This is a genomic window from Rheinheimera oceanensis, from assembly GCF_018831085.1.
Lineage (GTDB): Bacteria > Pseudomonadota > Gammaproteobacteria > Enterobacterales > Alteromonadaceae > Alishewanella > Alishewanella oceanensis.
The window spans coordinates 508,407-526,472 of record NZ_JAGPNM010000001.1 but is presented as its reverse complement, the minus strand read 5'-3'; the positions used below and the strand labels follow the sequence as shown (position 1 = coordinate 526,472).

The window sequence follows — 18,066 nt, the reverse complement described above, 5'->3', positions numbered from 1 at the left end:
AAGGATAAACAGGTGTTAAATCAAAACCCACTTTGGCGCTATATCGTCGTTATCGGCATGCTGCTGCTGGCGCTGGTATATGCTTTGCCAAACTTATATCCGGAAGATCCGGCGCTGAATATCAGCGCCACCCGCGGTGGCACCGTGGCAGAAGAAACCCGCTTGCAATTGGAGCAAAGCTTCCGTGCTGCCAATATTGCTGCTAAATCTGTAGTGTTGGAAGACGGTCAGATACTGGCCCGCTTTCACAGCACTGAAGATCAGCTGCAGGCCCGCGAAATTGCCAACCAGCAACTGGGCGGCAACTTTGTTACGGCGCTTAACCTGGCACCGGCTACACCCGGCTGGTTAACTGCCATAGGCGCTACGCCAATGAATTTAGGTCTGGACCTGCGTGGTGGTGTGCACTTTCTGATGGCCGTGGACATGAAAGCCGCGCTGGATAAAAACCTCAATGATATGGTGCAAACCTTCCGTGCTGACTTACGTGAGGACAAAATCCGTTACCGTAATGTGCAGGCCGATGTTGCCCGTGGTCAGGTACTGGTAAGTTTTCGCAGTGAAGAGGATGTTGCAGCAGCAGAGGCCGCGCTGAAAAAACGTGATCGTGAACTGGTGTTTAGCACTGGCAGCGATAATCTGACCTTACTGGTTAGCATCAGCGAAATCCGTTTACGGGAAATCCGCGAATATGCACTGGAGCAAAACATCACTATTATCCGTAACCGGGTAAACGAAATTGGTGTAGCTGAGCCGTTAGTGCAGCGCCAGGGTGCTGATCGTATTGTCGTGCAGTTGCCTGGGGTGCAGGACACCGCTCAGGCGAAAGAAATTCTGGGAGCTACCGCATCACTGGAGTTTCGCCTGGTCGATGAGCAAGGCGATTTGTCTGCTGCGCTGGAAGGCCGGGTACCGCCTAATTCAGAACTGTATTACACCCGCGATGGCCGCCCGCTATTGCTGGAAAAACGTATTATGCTTACCGGTGAACATATTACCGGTGCCAGTTCGGCGTTTGATGAATACAGTCGGCCGCAGGTCAGCATTAAGCTGGACGCCAAAGGCGGCAATATGTTATCTGCCGCTACGCGCGATGCCATTGGCCGGCGTATGGCATCAGTATTTATTGAGTACAAGCCCGGTACTGAAATTGGCGCTGATGGCAATCCGGTACTGATTAAACAGCAGGAAGTCATTAACGACGCCACTATTCAGGCCCGTTTAGGCCGTGATTTCCGCATTACCGGTATCTCGTCACCGGGCGAAGCGCAAAACCTGTCTACGTTACTGCGGGCCGGTGCCTTGATTGCGCCAATTCAGATCATTGAAGAGCGCACTATAGGCCCGAGCTTAGGTAAAGAAAACATTGAACTGGGCGTAACGGCTATTCAGTGGGGTATGGTGTGCGTACTGATCTTTATGGTGATTTACTATAAGGCCTTTGGCCTGGTGGCCAACTGCGCACTGATAGCCAATCTGGTGCTGATTGTCGGTATTATGTCTATGATACCGGGCGCGACACTCACTTTGCCTGGTATGGCCGGTATTGTGCTTACAGTAGGTATGGCAGTAGATGCCAACGTGCTGATATTTGAGCGTATCCGCGAAGAGCTGCTGGAAGGCCGCTCAGTGCAGCAGGCTATTCACCACGGTTATGATCGCGCTTTTTCAACCATTGCCGACTCTAACATTACTACGTTGTTAGTGGCATTGATCCTGTTCGGTATAGGTACCGGGCCGGTAAAAGGCTTTGCGGTAACGCTGGCGATAGGTATTCTGACGTCTATTTTTACGGCGGTAGTAGGTACCCGCTTATTAGTGAATTTATTCTGGGGTGGCCGCCGCGTGCAGTCATTACCGATATAAGGAATACGGCATGAGAATTTTTAATTTTAGCCAGCCGTTAAACTTTATGCGGTTAAAATGGCCGGCGATTATACTGTCAACACTGTTAATTTTGGGCTCGTTTTTTTCTATCGCCACTAAAGGTATTAACTGGGGGCTGGATTTTACCGGCGGCACTGTCATTGAAGTTGGCTTTGCCACTCCGGCGGATTTAACAGCAGTAAGGCAAACCCTGACCGACGCCGGTTATGGTGATGCGGTGGTACAGTTGTTCGGTACCAGCCGTGATGTACTGATCCGTATTCCGCTACGCACTGATGTAGAGCAGGCAGCCGTGGGCGACAGCGTAATTAAAGCGCTTAATGCCCAGCAAGCCGAGCCGGTAACTATGCGCCGGGTTGAGTTTGTCGGGCCAAGCGTAGGCGCTGAGTTAAAAGAAGACGGCGGCCTGGCGATGCTGGTGGCGCTGATAGGTATTTTGCTTTATGTCACCATGCGCTTTGAATGGCGTTTGTCGGTGGGGGCTGTGGCATCACTGGCGCATGACGTAATTTTAACCATGGGCCTGTTTTCGTTACTGCAGCTGGAGTTTGATTTAACAGTGCTGGCTGCGATACTGGCGCTGATAGGTTACTCCATTAACGATACCATTGTAGTGTTTGACCGTATCCGTGAGAGTTTCCGTAAATTACGTGATACCAGCGTCGACGACACCATTAATGATGCCATTACCTCTACATTAAACCGTACAGTTATTACATCATTAACCACGGTGCTGGTATTAGTGGTACTGTTTTATATGGGTGGCGCGTTAATACACGGTTTTGCCACGGCTTTGCTGTTTGGTATTGCTATAGGTACTTACTCTTCTGTCTATGTGGCCAGTTCAATTGCAGAAATTCTCGGCATCAGCCGTGAAGATATGCTGCCGCCACCACCGGTAGAAAAAGAAGGTGAAAATACCGACGCTTTACTGTAGCTGCTTTACTGTAATTGTGGCGTTAAACATGCTAAAAATGCCGGTCACTGACCGGCATTTTTGTTTTTAACGCCGCCACATTAAGGATAACCATACTATGAGCAAACAACATGCACCGGCTTTTCTGGCGCTGGTTGAACAGGCCAAAGCCCAGATTAAAGAAATTACCATTACCGAGCTGCTTGAGCATAATCAGCCTTATGTGCTGCTGGATATCCGTGAAGATCACGAATGGGCGCAAGGCCATCTGCCGGAGGCCATGCACCTGGGCAAAGGTATTATTGAACGTGATATTGAGCAAACGGTACCGGACAAAAAGCAAAAGCTGGTGTTGTACTGCGGTGGTGGCTTTCGCTCGGCGTTGTCTGCACAAACACTACAGCAAATGGGCTATCAGAATGTATTTAGCCTGGCAGGCGGTTTTCGTGAATGGTGCGAGCGTAAGTTACCGCTTGATGTGCCAACTGCCAGTAAGGGTTAACAAATGAAAAAACTAATAATGCTATTATCAGCAGCGCTGCTGCTAAGTGTTTCAGTACAGGCTGAGACATCGGTATGGCAGGTAACAAAGGGTGAACAGCGCTTATACATTGCCGGTACGGTACACTTGCTACCGCCAGAGCAATTTCCATTGCCGCAGGAGTTTAGCCAGGCTTACAGCCAGGCTGATACGCTGGTATTTGAAACCGATGTACGTGAGCTTGAAACTGCAAAGGGCGTGCAATTGCTGATGCAGCATGCTATGTACAGCGATGGCCGCAGTTTGTCGCAGGTGTTGTCTGCCAGCACCTATCAGCAGTTACAACAGTATGCGAAAACCCAGGGCGTTGATTTAGCGCCGCTGAACCAATTTAAACCCGACTTTGTGCTACTGACGTTAATGCAGGTTGCCCTGCAAAAGGCCGGTATGGCAGGCGAGGGCGTGGATATGCATTTTCTTAAGCAGGCCGTTACCGACAATAAACCGATGCTATTTCTGGAAACCGTGGAGCAGCAACTGGCGATGTTGCTGAATATCTCGGCAGAAAATGAAGATGCGTTTGTTACGCAAAACCTGCAGCAGTTGTCTGAGCTGGAGGCTGAACTAACGAAAATTATCGCGGCCTGGCGCAGTGGTGACACCGGCACTATGGCAGAACTGGCAATGGCGTTTACCGATACGCCGGAAGGTAAGCTGTTTTATGATGCATTGTTAGTGCAGCGCAATAAAAACTGGCTACCGCAGCTGGAGCAAATGCTGGCCACGCCGGAGATAGAACTGGTGTTAGTGGGGGCTTTGCATCTGGCAGGTGAGGCCAATGTATTGCAGTTACTGCGTGAGCAGGGCTACAGCATCAAGCAGTTGTAGCACTTGGTTATAGAGCTTCTGGCTTATAGTCTGCAACCCCGATGCGCAGCCACAGAGTGTCTGAGCAAGCCAGGGATGGCTTGCGAGTTGCTGTGGCGAGCACAGCGGGTGTTGCAGACTATGCAGCGTTGTCTAGCGTGACAGCGTTTCTGTCAGGTGTGGGCGAATACCTTTTAGCATAGCCGCCAGTACTTTCGGGCTGGCCGCTACCACGTTGCCACTGCGTAGCTGGTTATTGCCACCGACAAAATCACACACCAGGCCACCGGCTTCGCGCACAATTAACTCACCTGCGGCGATATCCCACGGCTTTAAGCCAATTTCAAAGAAACCATCAAAACGGCCTGCGGCAACGTAGGCTAAATCCAGCGCGGCAGAACCGGTGCGGCGGATATCGGCAGCGTCTGCCAGCAACGACGTCAGCATAGCGCTGTGTGCCGGTAAGTGAGTTTTGTTTTTAAACGGAAAGCCCGTTGCGAGGATAGTGCCCTGCATATCGGCCAGGTTAGTAACACGGATACGGGTACCATTTAACTGGGCGCCACGGCCACGTGATGCGGTAAATAACTCACCGCGCAGTGGATCAAAGATCACTGCCTGGTCTAATTTACCCTGATGTTTTAATGCGATAGACACCGCAAAATGCGGAATGCCTTTAACAAAGTTGGTGGTGCCGTCCAGCGGGTCGATAATCCACTGAAACTCGCTGTCGTTATTGCCGTAATCACCATGCTCTTCACCGACAATACCGTGGGTCGGGAACGATTTTTTTAACACCTGAACAATAGCTTGTTCGGCTTCTCTGTCGACATTGGTCACAAAGTCGTTAGTGCCTTTTTGTACTTTCTGAACCATATCAAGCTGGCCACAGGCACGAGCGATCACGTTACCGGCGCTGCGGGCAGCGCGAACCGCGATGTTTAACATCGGATGCATAGCAATTACCTTATTTTGAAAAGAGCTGTGTAAATTTCGGTCAAAAGAGCGGCGCACATTGTAACGGCTAACAGAAAAAAGTAAAGGTAAAAACCGCGGCTGCGGTTAACTTGTTACATTGTGCCATGCCCGCTGTTACTGTGCGCTTTTGCCTGGGTTTTCTGCCGGGTTAAGGGTTCTTACCAGCGCCCGCACATCCATACCACTGGGGTGTTGATATACCCTTAAGCCAAATTCCGGCAGAATGGACAACAAATGATCAAAGATATCTGACTGAATACCCTCGTAGTCGAGCCAGGCGGTGGTATTGGTAAAACAATACAATTCCAGCGGCAGGCCATCGGCCCCCGGCGCCAGTTGGCGTACCATGATGGTCATCTGTTGGTGAATGCCGGCATGGTTTTTCAGATAATGTAAAACATAGGCCCTAAATGAGCCCAGGTTGGTAATACGGCGGGTGTTAACCGGCTCTTTGCCCTGTTCTGCCAGTTGCAGGTTCCACTCATCAATTTCCTGCTGTTTGGCGGGTAAGTAATCCTGTAACAAACGAAACCGCCCCAGCCGGCTGATTTGCTCCTGATCGAGAAAATGCACGCTTTGCTGATCCAGCATAATGCTGCGTTTAATGCGTCTGCCGCCAGATTCCTGCATACCGCGCCAGTTTTTAAACGGATCTGTCATAAAACGGCGGGTGGGAATAGTGGTGATGGTTTTGTCCCAGTTCTGAATTTTTACTGTGTGCAGTGCAATATCAATCACATCGCCGTCGGCATTTAACTGTGGCATTTCTACCCAGTCACCTACGCGCAACACGTCGTTAGACGATATCTGTACACTGGCGACTAATGACAAAATAGTGTCCTGAAATATTAACATCAGCACTGCAGCCATGGCTCCCAAACCGGATAGCAGGATCAGGGGTGAGCGATCAAACAGGGCGGCAATAATCAGAATTAATGCAATAGCATAAATTGCAATGGTTATAACCTGGATATAGCCTTTTATTGGCTTGGTTTTGGCATCGGGCCGTTGCTCGTAAACGGTATTAACTAAATTGAGTATATTGGCTATAGCCAGAGCAATAGTAAGAATAACGAAAGCATTACACACATTGACGACAACCGTTACCAGGCTGGTGGAGAGGTTAGGCACCAGTTTTATGCCGGTAGAGATGATCAATGCCGGTACGATATTGGCCAGCCTGGAGATAAAGCTGAAGTCTTTGATCAGATGATGCGAGCTTAAGCTGGTGCTTTTAAGTGCCCGGACAATGCCAGCAACCAGAACCCGTTTTACAATTAAATTACCCAACCAGGATAATAACAGTATGGCGCTGAGCGACGCAGCCAGTTGCCATTGCGGATATTGTTCAAACCATAATGAGATGTTATTAAGGGTTTCTGTCACGTGATTCCTCCATCAGGCCGGGGCTTGTTGCTCCGGCAGTTGCACCATGCCCGGCTGCAGGCTGTGGATCAGTTGCCATATCTGCAATACGCCTGCCGTTGCGCAAATCACGGTATACCGCGGTTCGCATCAGCAACATGGCGGTCACCGGAGCAGTAAGCATGATAAAAGCGGTAATAAGCAGTTCGTGAATAACCGGCCGCTCTTGTAAAGCGGTAAAGTACAGCATAGAGGCCAGCAAAAAACAGCCTGCACCAAAGGTAATGGTAATAGCCGGGCCATGAATACGCTGATAAAAGTGCGGTAAACGCAGCAGCCCCAAAGTACCGACAAGTGTTATAAGGCTGCCACAAATAAGCAGCAAAGCAACCGCTATGGCTAGCCAGGCCGGAATATCGGCAGGAATTTGCATCATTCGATAATTTCTCCGCGCATTAGAAATTTAGCCAGTGCAACAGATGACACAAAGCCTGTCAGAGCAATCAGCATTGCCCATTCAAAATACACCAGGCTGGCAAAGCTGATACCCAGCAGCAAAGCAAACAGCATTGCACACATCCAGATGGTATCCAGTGCCAGTACTCTGTCCTGTGCAGTGGGGCCTTTTAACAGCCGTAACATACAAAACAACATGGCCAGCACAACACAGAATTGGGAAAAATACAGCGATATTTCCAGTAACAGCCTCATGCTGCCTCCCGTTCGAAAATAGTCATCAGCGGGCTTTCGTACCGCTGTTTAATGGTATCTATCCACCAGTTCTCGTCATGCAGATCAAATACATGCAAAGACAGCTGATGGGTATCCTGCAGAATTTCTACCCAAACTGTGCCCGGAGTACAGTTTATCAGGCAGGATAATACCGCCAGGCCGGTTGGGTCCTGCAGGCTCAGCGGAATTTTAATAAACTGAGAGTTAAGGTTATCGGCTTTGCTGAATAAAATAATCCGGCTTACGTTAAAGCAGGAGCGGATAATTTCCAGAAAAGCCCAGCAGAATAACCGCAGTATGGCTGCCGGCCTGCGGATCCGGGCTTTAAACGGCCTCAGCGGTGCGGTTAACAATGGTGCCGCTATGGCAAATGCGGCGCCCAGCAACAGGTGGGCCGGTTCCAGTGTCTGGTTCAGCATTAACCATAACAGCAGCAACGCCAGCGATAACAGTGGGGATGGTAGCCAGCGTGTCATAATACCTCCTCCGCGCCGATAATTGGCTGCTGTAATACCCGCTCTATATAGGCCGGCGTCTGTTGTAAATCGGCACTGACACGGTCCAGCAGGTTAAACAGTGGGCTGGCAGTAAATACCATGCAGACACCCAGCAGTAGTATTGCCAGTATTGGCAGGGCTTCTGTCGGATGCAACCGCAGAGGCACACTGTTGTATAAGGTCCAGAAAGTGCGCACACCAAAGCGCATCAGTGCAATGATGGCGCTAAGGCCCGCCACCAGCAGCAACGTCAGTATTAGCCAGCGTGCCCACAGGGGGGCATGTGCAGCACTGCTATCTAATAAGCTATGCAAAATACTGAATTTGGCAACAAAGCCGGATAACGGCGGTAAGCCCGCCATAATTAAGGCGCAGGCTGCAAACGCCAGGCCAAGAAATGCCATGGCTGCCGGGATAACCACACCGGCGCTTTCCTGCGTGTCTTCTTCTACGGCAAAGGCTTCCATACTGAGTGCCAGTACACTGGCTGCCGGGGTGTAAATGCGGTCGGTCAGTTCAGTCAGCATAATAAAAGCGGCTACCGCTAGTGTGGAACTGATTAAATAAAACAGTGCTGAGCTAAGCAGTGATGCGTCACCATAGCCGATAAGGGCCAGTAAGGTACCTGATGAAATGACGGCACTGAAGCTGGCGATACGGCGTGGTTCCTGGCTGGCCAGTAAACCAATTGCACCAAATGCCAATGTTAACAAACCGCCACAGAGTAAAACACTGCCGCCAAAACCGGCTGAAGCGCCGCCGTACTCTGAAAACAGCAGCCACCATAGCCGTAAAATAACGTACACCCCTATTTTTGTTAGCAGCACCAGCATGGCGCCAACCGGGGCACAGGCGGCAGAATAAGTAACAGGTAACCAGAAACCCAGCGGCCACATGGCACTTTTAGTTAAAAATGCCACCGCCAGTATCGCTGCGCCGGTTTGCAGAATAAAACGGTCTGTGCTATCCAGCGTGGCTATTTTTAACGCCAGATCGGCAAAGTTCAGCGTGCCGGTGGCTGCATATATCAGCGCAATACCAATCAGAAAAAACAACGAGGCTACCAGGTTTACCACGATATATTGCATGCCGGCACGAATACGGCTGATGTTATAACCATGCAGCAGCAAGCCATAAGATGCCGCCAGCATCACTTCAAAAAATACAAACAGGTTAAATAAGTCAGCGGTTAAAATTGCGCCGTTAATGCCCATCAACAGTAGCTGGAACAAGGTATGAAAGTGCACACCGGTTTTAGACCAGCGGCTGTAGGAAAACACCAGCGTAGCTGCGCCAAGGGTAGCAGTGAGTATAAGCATTACTGCCGCCAGCCGGTCAGCCACCAGAGCTATGCCAAAAGGAGCTGACCAGTTAGCGGCCAGATACACTGCCATATCGGCAGGCCACAAGCCGCTTTGTGCCTGCATCAGCAGCTGAATTGCGGTTAACAGCATAACGGCGGTGCTGGACAGATTAATTAAAAACTTTAGCCGGTGATGGCGTTCATTAATAAATACCATCGTTGCACCGGCCAACAGTGGCAGCAGTATCGGTAACATCATTAAATGCGGGTTCAGATACATCATTCTTCTGAATCTCTTTCTTTGCCGTCAACGTGGTCGGTGCCGGTAAGCCCGCGTGAGCCCAGCAACACCACCAGATAAAGTGCAGTGGTAGCAAAACCAATAACAATGGCAGTAAGCACCAAAGCCTGCGGTAGCGGGTCGGCATATAGTGCAGGGTCTACCACTTCGCCTTGTATAATGAGCGGCGGTTTATTTACCGACAAACGGCCGGTGATAAAAATAAACAGGTTAACCGCATAAGACAGCAGCAATAAGCCGGTAATAACCTGAAAACTACGCGGGCGCAGAATAAGCCAGATACCAGAGCCAAACAGTACGCCGATGGATAAAGCAATAGTTAATTCCATTAACGGATCTCCCTGTTGGCTGCTGTGCTGTTGTCCTGTTGTGTGCCCGGTACCCGGTGGCTGCGCACAGACTGGTGCGCCAGTGCTATCAGGATCAGCATGGTGGTGCCGACAACAACGGCAAAAACACCCAGATCAAAAATAAAGGCACTGGGCAGATGTATTTCGCCCAGCAGAGGCACCGTTACATGCGCGGTATGGGTGGTAAGAAACGGATAACCAAGCAGCAGTGAACCCAAACCGGTAAAACAGGCCAGGCCGATACCCACAGCTATCCAGCGGTGTGGGTTAAGCTTAAGGCGCGATTCAATCCACACTGTACCGGCCAGCATATACTGAATAATCATACCCACGGCGAAAACCAAACCGGCTATAAAGCCACCGCCGGGTAAATTATGGCCGCGCATAAAGAAGTAAGCCGCGCTGATACCAATTACCGGCAGTAGCAGCCGCAGGTATATACCGGGAATTAACAAATAACCGCTGTTGGCTTGCTCTGCCGGTGTTTGCCGGCTGGCCGGGTCAACCTGGTTTGCCTGTTGCGCCGGGATGCCGATGCTCTCCTGCGCCGGGCGAAAACGCCGCAACAAGGCATACACTGTTAGTGCGACTATGCTAAGTACGGTGATTTCACCCAGAGTGTCGAAGTTACGAAAATCAACCAGCAATACATTTACCACGTTGGTGCCACCGCCACCGGGCACGGCGTTGTCGAGGAAAAAGTTACTGATAGTAAAGTTGGCCGGGTGCAGTAGCACAAAGTAGCTGATAACAAACATGACACTACCGGCAATAATGGCTATAACCAGATCGCGGCTACGGCGTAACTTATCGCGGTTGCTGGCTACCAGATTCATTTGGCGTGCTGAAATCCGCGATGGCAGCCAGCGCAGACCCAGCAATAGCAACACCGTGGTCACTGTTTCTACCATTAATTGTGTCAGGGCCAAATCAGGTGCTGATAACCATAAAAAGGTCAGGCTGGTGACAATGCCGGTGCCGCCTACCAGCATTAATGCTGCCAGCCGGTGGTACTTAGCCTGCCAGGCTGCGCACACTGCGCAAGTGCAGCCAACCAGCCACAGCATTGCAAACGGCAAATTTACATTATCAACGGACCAGGCATGGTTAAAATCCGGCATGGCCTGCAGCATCAGTGCCGAGGCAAATAATCCGGCCAGTACCAGCAAAAACAGCTGCGGCTGCAGCCGCCGGCTGCTAAACAACCGCTCCAGCCTGGCAGCTGATGACGCCAGTATCAGCATACTGCTTTCATAAGCTTGTTTGCCGTTAAACCGGTACAGTACCGGAATATGAATACTTTGCAGCAAGTTAAAGCGGTACTTCAGCACTTTAAACAGCAGTATGCCCAAAGCAAATGCCAGCACACTCATAATCAGCGGTGCATTAATGCCATGCCATATTGCCAGGTTGTAATCCGGCAGACGTTCACCCAGCACTGAGGCTGCAGCTGTTTGCAGCGGCACGCCAATGCTAAGCTGCGGCGCCACGCCAACGATCAGACAGCACAACACCAGAAGCTCAACCGGAAAGCGCATCCAGCGTGGTGGCTCGTGTGGCTGTTTTGGTAACTCAGTTGCTTTGGCACCGAAAAAAACGCTGATAAACCGCATAGAATACGCGACACCAAAAACGCCCATTAGCACTGCAGCCGCAGACATCCACCAGTTAGTGCTTGGCCCCACCAGCAGCGCTTCGGCAAAAAACATTTCTTTCGATAAAAAGCCGTTTAATAAAGGTACGCCTGCCATTGCTGCACTGGCAACAATAGCCAGGGTAGCCGTGTAGGGCATTAAGCGCGATAACCCCGATAACTTACGCATGTCGCGCGTGCCGGATTCGTGGTCAATAATACCTACCGCCATAAACAGCGAGGCTTTAAAAATGGCATGGTTAAGCGTATGAAAAATAGCGGCTACCATTGCCAGCGGCGTACCAATGCCCAGCAGACAGGTGATCAGGCCCAGATGGCTGATAGTAGAGTATGCCAGCAGGCCTTTTAAATCATGCTGGAAAATAGCCAGATAGGCGCCAATCAGCATAGTACAGACACCGGCAGTGCCGATGATCCAGGTCCATTCCGGTGTACCGGCCAGTACCGGCCATAAGCGCATCAGCAGAAAAATACCGGCTTTTACCATTGTCGCCGAGTGCAGATAAGCTGATACCGGAGTCGGCGCAGCCATGGCATGCGGCAACCAGAAATGAAACGGGAATTGCGCACTTTTGCTCAGGGCACCCAGGGCAATCAGCACCAGTGCCGGTGAATAAGCCTGATGAGCGCGAACAACATCGGCAGATGCCAGCACGGTATCTAAATCATAACTGCCTGCTATATAGCCCAGTAATAATACACCGGCCAGTAAACACAGGCCGCCAATTGAGGTTACAGTAAAGGCCATCCGTGCGCCGCGGCGGGCATCGGCACGGTGGTGCCAGTAACCAATCAGTAAAAAAGATGTCAGGCTGGTTAGCTCCCAAAACATCACTAACTGGATCAGATTGCCGGAAATAACCACACCTTGCATCGCGCCCATAAAGGCCAGTAAAAAGGCGAAAAAGCGTGGCACCGGATCTTTGGGAGACATATAGTAGCGGGCGTAGAGCACCACCAAAAGGCAAATACCCTGAACAAGCACTGAGAACAGCCAGGCAAGGCCATCCATGCGCAGCACCAGGTTAAGATTGAACATGGGCAACCAGGCCAGTTCATGTTTTATAACGATACCGCTACTGACTGCCGGGTACAGGCTAAATGTTAACAGCAGGCCGCACAATGCAATAAACGCGGCAAACCAGGCTTCACGATTTCGCGCATAGGCCGGCATGCAAGCCGCAATAACACAACCCAAAAAAGGCAACAGAAGCAGCAGAAGTAGTGTCATAATTCTCCGAAATCAATAATACGCCGGGTTGAGTGGCGTATGAGGCTGAGTAATGTGTCCGGCACAACAGCCATAGGTTCGGAAGATAGCAGGCGAAGGTGTTGTTATTTAACCGGGTGTTGTCAGGATAAATTGCATAAAGTTATTGTTTTTATTAGTCATGCCGCAGCGATTATATTAACAGCTATCTGGCGGGTCAACCTGACGGATGGTAGCATGGCTGGTATTTTTTGGTCGGTTTAATGACGGAGTTTGCCTGAATGGCACAAATATTCAGCAATGTGGCAATTAGCCGTACCCTGTTAATTCTGATCCTCTGCGCCGGGGTGTTTTTCTTTATTGGGTTTCTGGTACCGGTATTGGCAGCACTGATTATCTGCTTTGCCAGCTGGCCTTTATATAGCCGTTTGCTGCATTGGTGTGGCAACAGGCCGGCCCTGGCTGCCACTATCGCCATTTGCGCCATTATTCTTGGCCTGGTGATCCCGCTGGCGTTGGTGTTTTCTTATGCAATGGAAGAGATACGCACCTGGATCAGCTGGTTATTACACGCTAACCAGTTTGGTGCACCGGTGCCGCTGTGGATTGCCGAGCTGCCACTGGCAGGCAACTGGCTGGCCGAACAGTGGCAGCTATATTTATCACAACCCGGTGAGCTGGGGCATATTATCAGCGTGGTAAGCGGCCAGCACCTCAGTGGTATTTCGCGGTGGGTACTGATGTTTGGCTGGAATACTGTTGGTTTTCTGCTTACTTTGCTGTTTATGCTGATCACCTTGTTCTTTTTATACAAAGACGGCGACAGCTTATCATCGCAACTGGATTTGGTTGGCGAGCGCATTTTACCCAGCCGCTGGCAGCGTTTCTCCCGGGTGGTACCCGCTACCATCAGCTCTACCGTTATTGGCATGACAGTGATAGCCATTGGCGAAGGGGTGATACTTGGCGTGGCATACTGGATAGCGGGCGTGCCCTCACCGGTGGCTTTTGGCCTGTTAACGGCATTCATGGCGCTGATCCCCGGCGGCGCGCCGCTGGCCTTCACACTGTTATCGTTGTATCTGGTAGGCACCGGTGAAATGACAGCCGGTGTGGGCTTATTTTTATGGGGTAGTATAGAGCTGTTTATTGTGGATAAAACCATCCGGCCCACTTTAGTGGGCGGGCCAATTAAGCTGCCGTTTTTACCCACGTTTTTTGGCCTGATTGGCGGGGTAAAAACGATGGGGCTGGTGGGGTTGTTTGTTGGCCCGGTGCTGATGGCGTTGTTGGTAGCCATATGGCGCGAATGGTTAATTGATAAATACCCAGACTAACTATGCAAACCCGGCAGCGGCTACTTCCAGTATTGCTCAACGGTAATATTACCCGGATCGCGGCGCAGGTTTTTCTTCAGGCCCATGCTTTGTAGCAGGTCTTTAGTGTCAGTAATCATTTGCGGGTTGCCACATAGCATAACCTGTGAGCGCTGATCCAGAACTTGCTTGCATGAGCGCTGTAGTTCACCTGTTTGTATTAGCTGTGGCAGGCGTTTATCTAACGCGCCCGGCATTGTCTCGCGCGTTACCACAGGTTGATAATGCAATTGGTTTGGGTACTGATGTTGCCAGTGCTGAATATAGCCACGATAGGCTAAATCAGCGATGGTGCGCACAGTATGCACCAGCACAATATGCTTAAAACGCTGCCACAATGTATGAGTACCCAGCATCGATAAATACGGACCTATGCCGGTGCCGCTTGATATTAACCATAAATTATCGCCATCCGGCACTTCATCCAGAATAAAAAAGCCTGAGGCAGGCTGGCTGACATCCAGCTTGTCACCCATTTTCAGTTGCTGTAGCAATGGCGACAGCAAGCCGTCTGCCACGGTGCTGACTAAAAACTCGGCCTCGCTGTTGCCAGGGCTATTAACCAGCGAGTAAGCACGCTGCACCCGGCCATCGGGGGTATCAATAGCCAGCCGGACAAACTGGCCGGCAATGAAGTCAAACGGCGGCGTTTGCACTTTAATGCTGAACAGGTTGGCGTGCCAGTGATGATTCGCCGTTACCGTGCCGTTAAGCCATTGTGCCATCTTTAGTTTCCTTTAACTGCGTCCTGCTTTAGCCTAGCTAACAACAGAGGGTTACTCAAATAACTTTTTTGTTTGTCAGTGTGCTGCAGTGTATGCAAAACCGCTAAACTAATGCTGCACTGCATGCTATGTTATGGCCTATGTTTAACAGCACAGCAGTGACTATGGGCGGCACCTTTTTCTTCGGCGACTGGCAGGTTGAGCCAGCCGCCAATACACTACGGCGCGGTAAGTTGCTGCAGCAGCTTGAACCCAAAGCCATGGATGTGCTGGTATTGTTATGTCAGCACAGCGGTGAAGTACTGAGCAGTGATGATATTGTCAGCCAGTGCTGGCCCGATACCGACACCGGCGATAACCCGCTGCATAAAACCATTAACCAGCTGCGCCGGGCACTGGGCGATACGGCAACCAGCTCCAGCTATATCGAAACCATTCGCAAGCGCGGTTACCGTACGCTGGCTGAGGTGCGTTTTCCACTGGGGCAGGAACAAAGCGCCCAACCGCAAAGCTGGCAGGGTGGCTCACCGTTTCCGGGGTTACAGGCCTACGATGCCCGCTATGCCAAAGTGTTTTTTGGCCGCGGTGTACAAATTGACACCTTATTACAGCGTATAGCACAGCAGGTACAGTATGGCCGCGCTTTCTGTTTACTGCTTGGCCCAAGTGGCAGTGGTAAGTCGTCGTTAATTAATGCCGGTGTTATGCCTAACCTGATGCAAAGTGGCGGCTACAACGGTATACAGGTTATGGATAGCAGCAGCCTGGATTTGGCCGACGTTGCGAGCCAGCAGCTATTCAGCAGCCTGGCCAGTGCATTACTTGACTGGGAGTTGGCCGGTGTACCGGTATTTGACGGTGAAAGTGCAGACAGCCTGGCACAGCGGTTGTTACATAGCCCGCAGCAGGTATTGCAGCAATGCCATACTGCGCTTACACAGCAAAGCCAGAACCGCCAGCGTTTCGCGTTGTTTGTTGACCGGCTGGAAGTGCTGCTGTCATCCCCGCTGTTTAGTGCCGATGAGCGTAAAACCTTTGTCGATTTGCTCGAACTCTTTGCTAACTCCGGTGCAGTGCTGGTATTAAGCGCCTGCCGTAATGAGTTTTACCCCTCACTGGTGGCTTACCCCAGCCTGATGGCAGGTAAAGGCCGGGGCGCACATTTCGACTTAGCCCCGCCGGGCCGCGCTGAGCTGCTGCAGATGATCCGTTTACCGGCGCTGGCGGCAAATTTAAGCTGGGACACCGATCCTGACACCGCTACACCACTGGACGAAATGTTGTGCAGCGAAGCAGCCAGTAACCCGGATGCACTGCCAATGCTGCAGTACACCCTGCAGGAACTGTATTTGCAGCGCAGCAAAGATAACCGCTTGCTGGTGTCGGTGTATAAAGCGCTTGGCGGTATTGAAGGCGCCATTGGTAAAAATGCCGAGCAGGCGATTAAGCAACTGACAACCGCGCAAAAAGCCAGCTTACCGCGGGTGTTGTCGTTGCTGGTTACCCTGCGGGAAGACGAGCAAACCATTACCAGCCGCAGTGGGCGTGTGCAGCAACTGCAAACCGACGACGAGCGTATGCTGGTAAAAACCATGGTAGAACACCGTTTGTTTGTGTCACACCTGCAAAATGGCGAACCTTGTTTTAGCATAGCGCACGAAGCGCTGCTGCGGCGCTGGCCAAGGGCAACGGCCTGGATCACTGAGCACCACGACAGTTTAAGCGTTAAAAGCCGTTTGCATCACTTAACCAACCGCTGGCAGGCTGAGGGTAAAAACAGTGCTTATTTGCTGGCAGAAGGTAAACCGCTGCAAGAAGCTCTGCTGCTGGCAAACAACCGTTTATTTCAGCTCGATGCAGAAGAAAGCGGCTTTATTCAGGCATCAGCTAAAAAAGCCCGTATGCTGCGCTGGGGCCGGCGAATGACAGTGGCGCTGCTATGTGTATTAACCTTTACCGCTGTGATTATGAGTATTAAGAGTTTTGAAGCCGAGCAGCAGGCCCAGCAAAAACGGCTGGCAGCGGAAAACCTGCTGGGTTTTATGGTGGGGGAGTTCGCCGATAAACTGCGCAGCATAGGCCGTATGGACTTACTCGACGGTATCAGCAATAAAGCGCTGGAGTATTTTAGTGATTTTTCTTCCGCCAATGATCATTTAACTGCCGAAGCCCGCTTTAAACATGGCCAAACACTGGAAGCAATGGGGGAAGTAGCCTATTCCCGCGGCAAAATTGATGAAGCCGTGGCAGCACTGCAAGCCGCCAGAGTTAAACTGCTTTCGGTGTTGGCTGAACAGCCCGATAATTTAGAGTTATTAAAAACCTTAGGCGCCAATGCTTTCTGGCTGGCGCAAATTCAATATGATGCCAGTAACTGGCAGGCGGCGAAGCCGGAGTTTGAGCTGTACTACCAATACAGCGAGCGGATGTATGAATTAGCACCAGACGATTTAGACGCCATTATGGAGCTGTCTTATGCCACCAACTCATTAGGCTCACTGGCGATGAAGCAGCAGCAGTTTGATGTAGCACGTAAGAACTTTGAAGAGTCATTACGACTTAAAGTATTAGCGCAGAAACAACAACCTGATAGTGGCATGATGCTCGCTGATATTGCTGACACCCGTTCCTGGTTGGCAAGTGCAGCGTTGGCTGGTGGTAATATGCATTTGGCTATTGAAATTCATCAGCAATTGCAAGCTGAGTTGACCAATACTAAAACAAAGCCAGAACCTTACTTGCTCGATATTCTGTCAAGTAGCTATCAAATACTCGCAGACTTACTGAGTTATCAAGGCAAAATAGCAGAGGCTCAAGCAGCGTCCACACTAGGACACAGGGCTCTATCTCAGACAATAGAACAAGATCCCCAAAACAGCAGATGGCAACGAAATAAACATTTTGTAGATTATCAGCAGTTTAGAATAAACGCAGTCTCAGATGTAGAGCAGATTGAGCAGAATCTTATCTTATTGACTGACAGATTAAATGCACAAAAAATGCTACTTTCAGCCACTAACCATAAAGATATAATGGCCAGGCTTTGGCTTACTGCTGCAGAACAATTACAGGCGATAAGTCAATTTGCGCCAAGTAAGAAATACGCCGATTTAGCTTATGTTTCTTTCGCTGAGCTTGCTGAGCAGTATAAACAAAACCCAATTTATAGTGCGGCTTTATCTGACAGCCAATTGCTGCAAGCTAAGGTTTTAATAGCTGCGGATAAATTTGATGTGGCTATAAATTTTTGCAAGCAAACTCAAGACCGTTTAGCTGTTATCACCGGAAAAAATAAAGAACCACGGTATCTTATTACCTATGCAAAGGCGCTGGATTGCCAGGGGGAGTTAAAAAAACACTCTGATCTTATTGCTATGCTCAAACAAAATGGCATAGTCAATTATCATTTTTAACATCAACTATA

At 50.4% G+C, this 18,066-nt stretch carries 15 protein-coding genes; 6 read left to right on the top strand and 9 right to left on the bottom strand.

Annotated elements, in window-relative coordinates; all coding sequences use genetic code 11:
- The first annotated feature begins 12 nt into the window (after positions 1–12).
- From secD to J3B89_RS02455, 4 genes are all read left to right on the top strand, one after another.
- Positions 13–1,866 carry a protein translocase subunit SecD gene (gene secD, locus J3B89_RS02470; RefSeq protein ID WP_215395918.1) on the top strand — a complete coding sequence of 618 codons (1,854 nt, stop codon included), beginning with the start codon at positions 13–15 and terminating at the stop codon, positions 1,864–1,866.
- Positions 1,867–1,876: 10 nt separating this feature from the next.
- A complete protein-coding gene (gene secF / locus J3B89_RS02465; RefSeq protein WP_215395917.1) occupies positions 1,877–2,824 on the top strand; it encodes a protein translocase subunit SecF in 948 nt (315 codons plus the stop codon).
- Between the two features lie 97 nt (positions 2,825–2,921).
- Positions 2,922–3,305: a rhodanese-like domain-containing protein gene (locus tag J3B89_RS02460; RefSeq protein WP_215395916.1), complete on the top strand. Its 384-nt coding sequence runs from the start codon at positions 2,922–2,924 to the stop codon at positions 3,303–3,305.
- Between the two features lie 3 nt (positions 3,306–3,308).
- Positions 3,309–4,172, top strand: coding sequence for a TraB/GumN family protein (locus J3B89_RS02455; RefSeq protein ID WP_215395915.1), 864 nt, complete (start codon positions 3,309–3,311; stop codon positions 4,170–4,172).
- Positions 4,173–4,304: 132 nt separating this feature from the next.
- On the opposite strand, the gene suhB is transcribed toward J3B89_RS02455, so the two are convergent.
- The 8 genes from suhB to J3B89_RS02415 form a co-directional block, all read right to left on the bottom strand.
- Complete coding sequence (suhB, locus tag J3B89_RS02450; RefSeq protein WP_215395914.1) at positions 4,305–5,108, bottom strand: inositol-1-monophosphatase; 804 nt, start codon at positions 5,106–5,108, stop codon at positions 4,305–4,307.
- 135 nt (positions 5,109–5,243) lie between these two features.
- Complete coding sequence (locus tag J3B89_RS02445; RefSeq protein ID WP_215395913.1) at positions 5,244–6,515, bottom strand: mechanosensitive ion channel family protein; 1,272 nt, start codon at positions 6,513–6,515, stop codon at positions 5,244–5,246.
- The gene (gene mnhG / locus J3B89_RS02440) at positions 6,499–6,930 is read right to left on the bottom strand and encodes a monovalent cation/H(+) antiporter subunit G (RefSeq protein ID WP_215395912.1); all 432 of its coding nucleotides are present in this window, start codon (positions 6,928–6,930) and stop codon (positions 6,499–6,501) included. The genes J3B89_RS02445 and mnhG overlap by 17 nt, the downstream gene beginning before the upstream one ends.
- Positions 6,927–7,205, bottom strand: coding sequence for a K+/H+ antiporter subunit F (locus tag J3B89_RS02435; protein ID WP_215395911.1), 279 nt, complete (start codon positions 7,203–7,205; stop codon positions 6,927–6,929). Before J3B89_RS02435 ends, mnhG begins: the two co-directional genes overlap by 4 nt.
- A complete protein-coding gene (locus J3B89_RS02430) occupies positions 7,202–7,702 on the bottom strand; it encodes a Na+/H+ antiporter subunit E (protein WP_215395910.1) in 501 nt (166 codons plus the stop codon). The genes J3B89_RS02435 and J3B89_RS02430 overlap by 4 nt, the downstream gene beginning before the upstream one ends.
- Positions 7,699–9,309 (bottom strand): monovalent cation/H+ antiporter subunit D, encoded by a 1,611-nt coding sequence (locus tag J3B89_RS02425; RefSeq protein ID WP_215395909.1) that lies wholly within the window; start codon positions 9,307–9,309, stop codon positions 7,699–7,701. Before J3B89_RS02425 ends, J3B89_RS02430 begins: the two co-directional genes overlap by 4 nt.
- Positions 9,306–9,656, bottom strand: coding sequence for a Na+/H+ antiporter subunit C (locus J3B89_RS02420; RefSeq protein ID WP_215395908.1), 351 nt, complete (start codon positions 9,654–9,656; stop codon positions 9,306–9,308). The genes J3B89_RS02425 and J3B89_RS02420 overlap by 4 nt, the downstream gene beginning before the upstream one ends.
- Positions 9,656–12,562 (bottom strand): monovalent cation/H+ antiporter subunit A, encoded by a 2,907-nt coding sequence (locus J3B89_RS02415; RefSeq protein WP_215395907.1) that lies wholly within the window; start codon positions 12,560–12,562, stop codon positions 9,656–9,658. The genes J3B89_RS02420 and J3B89_RS02415 overlap by 1 nt, the downstream gene beginning before the upstream one ends.
- Before the next feature lie 260 nt (positions 12,563–12,822).
- Here J3B89_RS02415 and J3B89_RS02410 point away from each other — a divergent pair, with 260 nt between their 5' ends.
- Positions 12,823–13,878, top strand: a complete 1,056-nt coding sequence (locus J3B89_RS02410) for an AI-2E family transporter (RefSeq protein WP_215395906.1) — start codon at positions 12,823–12,825, stop codon at positions 13,876–13,878.
- A 20-nt stretch (positions 13,879–13,898) separates the two neighbouring features.
- Here the strand turns inward: J3B89_RS02410 and J3B89_RS02405 are convergent, their stop codons facing one another.
- Positions 13,899–14,642 (bottom strand): ferredoxin--NADP reductase, encoded by a 744-nt coding sequence (locus J3B89_RS02405; protein ID WP_215395905.1) that lies wholly within the window; start codon positions 14,640–14,642, stop codon positions 13,899–13,901.
- Positions 14,643–14,770: 128 nt separating this feature from the next.
- Between J3B89_RS02405 and J3B89_RS02400 the strand changes: the two genes are divergently transcribed.
- Positions 14,771–18,055 (top strand): nSTAND1 domain-containing NTPase, encoded by a 3,285-nt coding sequence (locus J3B89_RS02400; RefSeq protein ID WP_251372170.1) that lies wholly within the window; start codon positions 14,771–14,773, stop codon positions 18,053–18,055.
- Positions 18,056–18,066: the final 11 nt, after the last annotated feature.

Excerpts from the sequence above, each read along its gene's own strand:
- secF (WP_215395917.1), top strand. The coding sequence starts at position 1,877 with ATGAGAATTTTTAATTTTAGCCAGCCGTTAAACTTTATGCGGTTAAAA.
- J3B89_RS02460 (WP_215395916.1), top strand. The coding sequence starts at position 2,922 with ATGAGCAAACAACATGCACCGGCTTTTCTGGCGCTGGTTGAACAGGCC.
- J3B89_RS02455 (WP_215395915.1), top strand. The coding sequence starts at position 3,309 with ATGAAAAAACTAATAATGCTATTATCAGCAGCGCTGCTGCTAAGTGTT.
- suhB (WP_215395914.1), bottom strand. The coding sequence starts at position 5,108 with ATGCATCCGATGTTAAACATCGCGGTTCGCGCTGCCCGCAGCGCCGGT.
- mnhG (WP_215395912.1), bottom strand. The coding sequence starts at position 6,930 with ATGATGCAAATTCCTGCCGATATTCCGGCCTGGCTAGCCATAGCGGTT.
- J3B89_RS02435 (WP_215395911.1), bottom strand. The coding sequence starts at position 7,205 with ATGAGGCTGTTACTGGAAATATCGCTGTATTTTTCCCAATTCTGTGTT.
- J3B89_RS02430 (WP_215395910.1), bottom strand. The coding sequence starts at position 7,702 with ATGACACGCTGGCTACCATCCCCACTGTTATCGCTGGCGTTGCTGCTG.
- J3B89_RS02425 (WP_215395909.1), bottom strand. The coding sequence starts at position 9,309 with ATGATGTATCTGAACCCGCATTTAATGATGTTACCGATACTGCTGCCA.
- J3B89_RS02420 (WP_215395908.1), bottom strand. The coding sequence starts at position 9,656 with ATGGAATTAACTATTGCTTTATCCATCGGCGTACTGTTTGGCTCTGGT.
- J3B89_RS02415 (WP_215395907.1), bottom strand. The coding sequence starts at position 12,562 with ATGACACTACTTCTGCTGCTTCTGTTGCCTTTTTTGGGTTGTGTTATT.
- J3B89_RS02410 (WP_215395906.1), top strand. The coding sequence starts at position 12,823 with ATGGCACAAATATTCAGCAATGTGGCAATTAGCCGTACCCTGTTAATT.
- J3B89_RS02405 (WP_215395905.1), bottom strand. The coding sequence starts at position 14,642 with ATGGCACAATGGCTTAACGGCACGGTAACGGCGAATCATCACTGGCAC.
- J3B89_RS02400 (WP_251372170.1), top strand. The coding sequence starts at position 14,771 with ATGTTATGGCCTATGTTTAACAGCACAGCAGTGACTATGGGCGGCACC.